At 71.8% G+C, this 7,836-nt stretch carries 5 protein-coding genes and 1 pseudogene; 1 reads left to right on the top strand and 5 read right to left on the bottom strand.

The window, feature by feature from the left end:
- The 4 genes and pseudogenes from G3I40_RS44165 to G3I40_RS44150 form a co-directional block, all read right to left on the bottom strand.
- Positions 1 to 283, bottom strand: a pseudogene (locus tag G3I40_RS44165) (GNAT family N-acetyltransferase); the annotation flags it as partial.
- Complete coding sequence (locus G3I40_RS44160) at positions 280 to 1,221, bottom strand: RluA family pseudouridine synthase (RefSeq protein WP_164560416.1); 942 nt, start codon at positions 1,219 to 1,221, stop codon at positions 280 to 282. The gene G3I40_RS44160 and the pseudogene G3I40_RS44165, both read right to left, overlap by 4 nt.
- A gap of 64 nt (positions 1,222 to 1,285) precedes the next feature.
- Positions 1,286 to 1,894 carry a signal peptidase II gene (gene lspA / locus G3I40_RS44155; RefSeq protein ID WP_164560415.1) on the bottom strand — a complete coding sequence of 203 codons (609 nt, stop codon included), beginning with the start codon at positions 1,892 to 1,894 and terminating at the stop codon, positions 1,286 to 1,288.
- 71 nt (positions 1,895 to 1,965) lie between these two features.
- Positions 1,966 to 3,060 (bottom strand): TraR/DksA C4-type zinc finger protein, encoded by a 1,095-nt coding sequence (locus G3I40_RS44150; RefSeq protein WP_164560414.1) that lies wholly within the window; start codon positions 3,058 to 3,060, stop codon positions 1,966 to 1,968.
- A gap of 590 nt (positions 3,061 to 3,650) precedes the next feature.
- On the opposite strand from G3I40_RS44150, the gene ileS reads away from it, so the two are divergent.
- Positions 3,651 to 6,788, top strand: a complete 3,138-nt coding sequence (gene ileS, locus G3I40_RS44145) for an isoleucine--tRNA ligase (protein ID WP_164560413.1) — start codon at positions 3,651 to 3,653, stop codon at positions 6,786 to 6,788.
- Between the two features lie 205 nt (positions 6,789 to 6,993).
- On the opposite strand, the gene G3I40_RS44140 is transcribed toward ileS, so the two are convergent.
- On the bottom strand, positions 6,994 to 7,836 hold an 843-nt coding region (locus G3I40_RS44140), incomplete at its 5' end, for a V-type ATP synthase subunit E (protein WP_164560412.1).

Genomic DNA, 7,836 nt, shown 5'->3' with positions numbered 1-7,836 from the left:
GCGCGGGCTTCGCCACGGCGAGTCGCCCGAGCGCACCGACGTCCGCTGCGCCGCCGTTCTTCGCGGCGGCGGCGTCGCCGGTCAGCAGCCGGCCCGTACCGAGCGGCAGCCCGTCCTCCCGGACGGCCAGCACGTGCACCGCGTCGGCGTCGTACGCGTCGTACTCGAGGTCCTCGGGAACGCCCTGCTCGCCGACGAAGACTTCCTTGCGCACGGCGAAACAGGCCGCGCGCTCCGCGTCCCCCTCGGCCACGCGCACGGCGTACTCCGCGCCGCCGCTCACGAGCTCTCCGCCCGGACCCGGTCGAGGGCGGTCTGCAGGTCCTCGGGGTACGCGCTCTCGAACTGGACCCACTCCCCGTCCGACGGGTGCTCGAACCCGAGCCGCACCGCGTGCAGCCACTGCCGCGTGATCCCGAGCCGCTTGGCGAGCGTCGGGTCGGCGCCGTACGTCATGTCGCCGACGCAGGGGTGCCGGTGCGCGGACATGTGCACGCGGATCTGGTGCGTGCGCCCGGTCTCCAGCTTGATGTCCAGCAAGGAGGCGGCCCGGAACGCCTCGATGAGGTCGTAGTGCGTGACCGACGGCTTGCCGTCCGCCGTCACGGCCCACTTGTAGTCGTGGTTCGGGTGCCGGCCGACCGGGGCGTCGATGGTGCCGCTCATCGGGTCGGGGTGGCCCTGCACGAGCGCGTGGTAGCGCTTGTCCGGCACGCGCTCCTTGAACTGGCGCTTCAGCGACGTGTACGCGCGCTCGGACTTGGCGACGACCATCAGCCCGGACGTGCCCACGTCCAGCCGGTGCACGATGCCCTGCCGCTCGGCGGCACCGGAGGTGGAGATCCGGTACCCGGCGGCGGCGAGGCCACCGATCACGGTCGTGCCGGTCCAGCCCGGGCTGGGGTGGGCGGCGACGCCCACCGGCTTCACGATGACGACGATGTCGTCGTCGTCGTGCACGATCTCCATGCCCTCGACGGGCTCGGCGACGATCTGCACCGGAGCGGCCGCCTGCGGCATCTCCACTTCCAGCCAGGCCCCGCCGTGCACCCGCTCGGACTTGCCCACCACCGAGCCGTCCACCGTCACCTTCCCGGCGGCGGCGAGTTCGGCGGCCTTGGTGCGGGAGAAGCCGAACATGCGGGAGATGGCGGCGTCGACGCGCTCGCCCTCCAGGCCGTCGGGCACGGGCAGGGTTCGGATCTCGGGAATGGTGCTCACGCATCGAGTATGCAGGAGCGCACCGACAGCCCCGTACCGCAGCCCTGTCACCAGGGCCGCGGCCTCAGTCCTTGTGGAGGGTCCCGTCCGGGTCGATGCCGCGGAAGGACAGCAGCACGATCAGGATGCCGCCGCAGACGATCGCGGAGTCCGCGAGGTTGAAGACCGGGTAGTTCTTCGGCGCGATGAAGTCGACGACCGCGCCCTCGAAGACGCCCGGCGCACGGAAGACCCGGTCGGTGAGGTTGCCGAGCGCCCCGCCGAGCAGCAGCCCGAGCGCGATCGCCCACGGAGTGCTGTAGAGCTTCTTCGCGAGGCGCGCGATCACGACGATCACCGCCGCCGCGATCAGCGTGAAGACGATCGTGAACGCCTCGCCGATGCCCCAGGCGGCCCCCGGGTTACGGATGACCTCCAGCTGCAGCCAGTCCCCGAGGATCCGGATGGAGTCGCGGTGCTCCAGCTTGGCGACCACGAGCAGCTTGCTGCCGAGGTCCAGGGCGTACGCCAGAGCGGCCACGGCGAACAGTACGGCGATGCGCCGCCTGCCCCTGGGCCGCTCGGCGACCGCCTCGTCGGCGTCCTGAGCCGGGGCCCGGTCGGCCTTCTCCGGCTCGGCTGCCCCCGTCTCAGGGGAATCCGGCGTACCGATGATGCGCTCCGCCTCTGCCACGTGAGTCCCTCAACCTAGTACCTGACTGAGGACGAGAGTACGGCACGACCGTGCGGCCCCACGGGGACGGTTCAGTAACGGCGCTCCTGCTTCTGCTTGCACTCCACGCAGAGCGTCGCCCGCGGAAAGGCCTGCATACGCGCCTTGCCGATGGGGTTGCCGCAGTTCTCGCAGACCCCGTACGTGCCGGCGTCCAGGCGCTCCAGGGCCCGCTCCGTCTGCTCCAGCATCTCCCGGGCGTTGGCGGCCAGCGACATCTCGTGCTCGCGCGTGATGTTCTTCGTCCCGGTGTCGGCGTCGTCGTCCCCCGCGCCGTCCCCCGAGTCGCGCATCAGACCGGCGAGGCCCTCCTCCGCGGCCGCGATCTCGCTCCCGAGCCGCAGCACCTCGCTCTGCAGCTCGGCGCGCGCCTCCTTGACCTCGTCCGGGGTCCAGGGGTCCTCGCCCGGCCGGACGGCCAGCTCACCGGGGACCGCGGCGGACACCCGCGCCTTGGGCACCGCGCCGGGCTTCTTCGCCGCGGTGGCCGTGCCCTGAGTCTTCTTCGCAACCACTGTCGTGGCTCCCGTCGTCTTCGCGGCCTCGGCCGCGCCCTCGGCCGCGGAGGCGACCGTCTTCTTCGCCGCGCCCTTGCGTCCGGCGCTCTCCGCGCCCTGCGCCTCTGCCGCGTGCGCGGCATCGGCCTTCTTGGCCGTACCGGCCGCCTTCTTGGTCGTACGCTTCCCCGTCGCGGCCTTCGCGGCACCTTCGACGGCACTCGCGTCTTCCCCGGCGGGGGTGGCGTCCGCGTGTGCGGCGGCCGCCTTCTTGGTCGCGCTCTTCGTGGCCGCCGCCTTCTTGGCGCCGGTCGTCTTCGTTGCCGCCTTCTTGGCCGCGGGTTTCGTCTCCGCCGCCTTCTTGGTCGCGGCTCTCCCCGTGGCCGACTCCGTAGCCGCGGATTCCTTGCTCGCGGCCGTCTTCTTCGGTGTCGTCGCCTTGGACGTCGACTTCACCGCCTTCGTGGCGCCGGCCGCCGGTTTCCCGGCCGCCCCGGCGCTCTTCTTGCCCGCCACGTCCTTCCCGGCACCGCCGGGGGAGGCAGTGGCGCGGGCCGCCCCGCCGGAGGCACCCGCGCCCGTGGATCTGTCGGACGTCGACTGCTGAACGGCGGTCTTTTTCGCCACCATGGCCGCGGCCCCTTCACAATGTGTGATCTTGCACGCGAATCGTGCTGGGACGATAAATCGACTCGGAGGCCGCGGCAACGGGGCGCACGCCCCGATCCGCCTCCGTTCGCCGCACCCCGCGCCCCCGCCGCGACCGGCCTGCAAGCGTTGTGCCCAGCTCCCCGCCCGGTAAATCCGCGTCCGGGAGGCCCGGCCGGATCGGTCGGCGCGCGTGTCGCCATTCGGGTCACCCGACGCGGCCCGGCGCCGGGTGCTCCGACCCCGCGAAAACCGGTCGGCCGCGCCTCGCCGGGCCCCGTACACTGGGCACAGCGAGAAGCGTGGATGGGGCCGAGTAGCGGCGTACGCAGCCAAGAGCGATCCGGGGACGGTGGAAGCCCGGGGGCGAGCGCGCGGCGAAGATCACCCCGGAGCCGTCGGAAGAACCCCGCAGCACTCCTGCAGCGGCCAGTAGACCCGGCATCGCGACCCCAATGAGGGGGCTCACCGGAGCACACCACGCACCGGAGGGCCAAGGAGGGTGGTACCGCGGGAGCACCAGCGCTCTCGTCCCTCCGACGGAAGGACGCACATCCGCCGGAGGAAGACTGATGACGCAGTACCGTCAGGTGCCCGCCCAGGTCGATCTGCCCGCCCTCGAGCACGCCGTGCTCGACTTCTGGCGCGAGCAGAAGATCTTCGCCAAGACCCTGGACCAGTCCGAGGGACGCCCCGAGTGGGTGTTCTACGAGGGCCCGCCCACGGCCAACGGCATGCCGGGCGCCCACCACATCGAGGCCCGCGTCTTCAAGGACGTCTTCCCCCGCTTCCGCACGATGCGCGGCTACCACGTGGCCCGCAAGGCGGGCTGGGACTGCCACGGCCTCCCGGTGGAGCTGGCGGTCGAGAAGGAGCTCGGCTTCAGCGGCAAGAAGGACATCGAGGCGTACGGCATCGCCGAGTTCAACGCCAAGTGCCGCGAGTCCGTGCTGCGGCACACCGACGCCTTCGCCGACCTCACGACCCGCATGGGGTACTGGACCGACCTCGACGACCCCTACGTCACGATGGACCCCGAGTACATCGAGTCGGTCTGGTGGTCGCTGAAGGAGATCTTCAACAAGGGCCTGCTGGTCCAGGACCACCGCGTCGCCCCCTGGTGCCCGCGCTGCGGCACCGGCCTGTCCGACCACGAGCTGGCCCAGGGCTACGAGACGGTCGTCGACCCCTCCGTCTACGTCCGTTTCCCTCTCACCTCCGGTCCACTGGCGGGCCGGGCGTCGCTCCTGATCTGGACGACGACCCCCTGGACCCTGGTGTCGAACACGGCGGTCGCCGCGCACCCCGACGTGACGTACGTCGTCGTGACGGACGGCGAGGAGAGGCTCGTCGTCGCCGCGCCGCTCGTCGAGAAGGCCCTCGGCGAGGGCTGGGAGACCACCGGCGAGTCCTTCACCGGCGCCGAAATGGAGCGCTGGAAGTACCAACGACCGTTCGAGCTCGTCGAGTTCCCGGCCGAGGCGCACTACGTCGTGAACGCCGACTACGTGACGACCGAGGACGGCACGGGCCTGGTGCACCAGTCCCCCGCGTTCGGTGAGGACGACCTCAAGGTCTGCCGCGCGTACGGACTGCCGGTCGTGAACCCGGTCCTGCCCGACGGCACGTTCTCGCCGGACGTCCCCATGGTCGGCGGCGTCTTCTTCAAGAAGGCCGACGAGGCGCTCACGGAGGACCTGCAGACCCGCGGTCTCCTCTTCAAGCACATCCCGTACGAGCACAGCTACCCGCACTGCTGGCGCTGCCACACCGCGCTGCTGTACTACGCGCAGCCGTCCTGGTACATCCGCACCACGGCCGTCAAGGACCGCCTCCTCCAGGAGAACGAGAAGACCAACTGGTTCCCGGAGACCGTCAAGCACGGCCGCTTCGGCGACTGGCTGAGCAACAACATCGACTGGGCGCTCTCCCGCAACCGCTACTGGGGCACCCCGCTGCCGATCTGGCGCTGCGAGGAGGGCCACCTCACGTGCGTGGGCTCCCGCGAGGAGCTGTCCGAGCTGACGGGCACCGACCAGTCGTCGCTCGACCCGCACCGCCCGTACATCGACAGCGTCACGTTCCCCTGCACGCACGACGGCTGCTCCCTGGAGTCCGTCCGCGTCCCGGAGGTCATCGACGCCTGGTACGACTCGGGTTCGATGCCGTTCGCGCAGTGGGGCTACCCGCACAAGAACAAGGAGCTCTTCGAGTCGCGCTACCCGGCGCAGTTCATCTCGGAGGCCATCGACCAGACCCGCGGCTGGTTCTACACGCTGATGGCGATCGGCACGCTGGTCTTCGACGAGTCGTCGTACGAGAACGTGGTCTGCCTCGGCCACATCCTCGCCGAGGACGGCCGCAAGATGTCCAAGCACCTGGGCAACACCCTGGAGCCGATCCCGCTGATGGACCGGCACGGTGCGGACGCGGTGCGCTGGTTCATGGCGGCCGGCGGCTCCCCGTGGGCGGCCCGTCGCGTCGGCCACGGCACGATCCAGGAGGTCGTCCGCAAGACGCTCCTCACGTACTGGAACACCGTCGCCTTCCAGGCCCTGTACGCCCGTACGTCGAACTGGGCGCCCAGCGAGGCGGACCCGGCCCCGGCCGAGCGCAGTGTCCTCGACCGCTGGCTGCTGTCCGAGCTGCACCGGCTCACCGACGAGGTCACCACGTCCCTGGAGGCGTACGACACCCAGCGCGCCGGCAAGCTCCTGTCGGCGTTCGTCGACGACCTCTCCAACTGGTACGTGCGCCGCTCGCGCCGCCGCTTCTGGCAGGGCGACAAGGCCGCGCTGCGCACCCTGCACGACGTGGTGGTGACGGTCACTCAGCTGATGGCCCCGCTCACGCCGTTCATCACGGAGCGGGTCTGGCAGGACCTGGTCGTCCCCGTCACCCCGGGCGCCCCGGAGTCGGTGCACCTGTCGACGTGGCCCGAGGCGGACCGCGCGGCGATCGATCCGGGCATGTCGACGCAGATGGATCTCGTGCGCCGTCTCGTGGAGCTCGGTCGCGCCACGCGCGCGGAGTCGGGCGTCAAGACCCGCCAGCCGCTCTCGCGCGCGCTGGTCGCGGCGACGGGCTTCGACGCACTCGACCCGGAGCTGTACTCGCAGATCACCGAGGAGCTGAACGTCTCCTCCCTGGCCTCGCTCTCCGAGGTCGGCGGCTCCCTGGTCGACACGACGGCGAAGGCGAACTTCCGGGCGCTCGGCAAGCGCTTCGGCAAGCGCGTCCAGGACGTCGCGAAGGCGGTGTCGGCGGCGGACGCTGCCGCGCTCTCCCTCGCCCTGCGCGAGGGCACCGCGTCGGTCGAGGTCGACGGCGAGACCATCACGCTCGCCCCCGACGAGGTCATCATCACGGAGACCCCGCGCGAGGGCTGGTCGGTGGCCTCCGACTCCGGCGCGACCGTGGCCCTCGACCTGGAGCTCACGGAGGAGCTGCGGCAGGCGGGCCTGGCCCGTGACGCGATCCGCCTGATCCAGGAGGCCCGCAAGAACAGCGGCCTGGACGTCGCGGACCGCATCGCCCTGCGCTGGACGTCCACGGACCCGGCGGTGATCTCGGCCCTGTCCGAGCACTCCGGCCTGATCGCCGACGAGGTCCTGGCCACGGACTTCGCCCAGGGCGAGGCGGACGACGCGTACGGGGAGGCGTTCACGGACGAGGGCCTGAGCCTGGTCTTCCGCCTGCGCAAGGCGTAGGCAGCGGGTACCGGCTGCGCCCGGGAAAGGGGTCGGCCCCGCCAGAGTCTGTCTGGCGGGGCCGACCCCTTTCGGCGTCGTGGCGCGGGGCCCCACCGGGACGCCCGCTCCCCGAGCCGCGAAAAGGCCCTGGCCCGGATCGCAGAAACGATCCGGGCCAGGGCCTGAATGAACGCCGACGCCTTCTCAGGCGCGCGGGGCGCCCCTAGTTGTCGTCCTCGTCGATGAGGAACCCGCGCATCGGCGACGGGGCCTGCTGCATCGGCTGCGGCGCCTGCGGCCGCACCGGCGCCATCGGCTGCGTCATCGCGGGCGACATCTGCTGCTGGGCACCGTAGGACGGACCGCCCTGCTGCGGGTTGCCGCCCATGTTCTGGTTGCCACCGTAGGACGGGGCACCCGCACCGGCCGGAGCCATCGAAGGCGCCGGGGACGGCGGCAGCGACGCGGTCGCCGGGGTACGCGGCGGGGCCAGCGAGTCGTCGGCCTGGGTCTCCAGCTGGCGCAGCTGCGACTCCAGGTACGACTTCAGACGCGTGCGGTACTCGCGCTCGAAGCCGCGCAGGTCCTCGACCTTGCGCTCCAGCGTGGCGCGAGCGGACTCCAGGGAGCCCATCGCGACGCGGTGCTTCTCCTGCGCGTCCCGCTCCAGGGCGTCGGCCTTGGCACGGGCGTCACGCTCGAGACCCTCGGCGCGGCTGCGGGCCTCGCCGACGATCTTGTTGGCCTCGGAGCGGGCCTCGGCGATCGCCTGGTCGGCGGTCTGCTGGGCCAGCGAGAGGACACGGGCAGCGCTGTCGCCACCGGGGCCCTGACCGGGCTGCGGCATCTGCGGACCGCCGTGGCCGCCCATGGGGCCGCCCATCGGACCGCCGAGCTGCGGCTGCTGGCCCATCGGACCCTGACCCATCGGGCCGGGACCCTGCGGACCGCCGTGGCCCTGCGGACCCGGGCCCTGGGGACCGTGTCCACCGGGGCCGGCCGGGAGCTGCGGGGCACCGCTCGGCAGCTGCGGCGGACCACCCATGGGGCCGCCCATCTGCTGCTG

Origin of the sequence: Streptomyces sp. SID14478 (assembly GCF_010548525.1) — a bacterium.
Classification (GTDB): domain Bacteria; phylum Actinomycetota; class Actinomycetes; order Streptomycetales; family Streptomycetaceae; genus Streptomyces.
Note: the sequence above shows the minus strand (reverse complement) of the source record. Positions and strands in the feature narration are given on the sequence as shown.

What these genes read in the sequence shown, in the direction of transcription:
- G3I40_RS44150 (WP_164560414.1), bottom strand. Translation starts at nt 3,060, where the DNA reads ATGGTGGCGAAAAAGACCGCCGTTCAGCAGTCGACGTCCGACAGATCC.
- ileS (WP_164560413.1), top strand. Translation starts at nt 3,651, where the DNA reads ATGACGCAGTACCGTCAGGTGCCCGCCCAGGTCGATCTGCCCGCCCTC.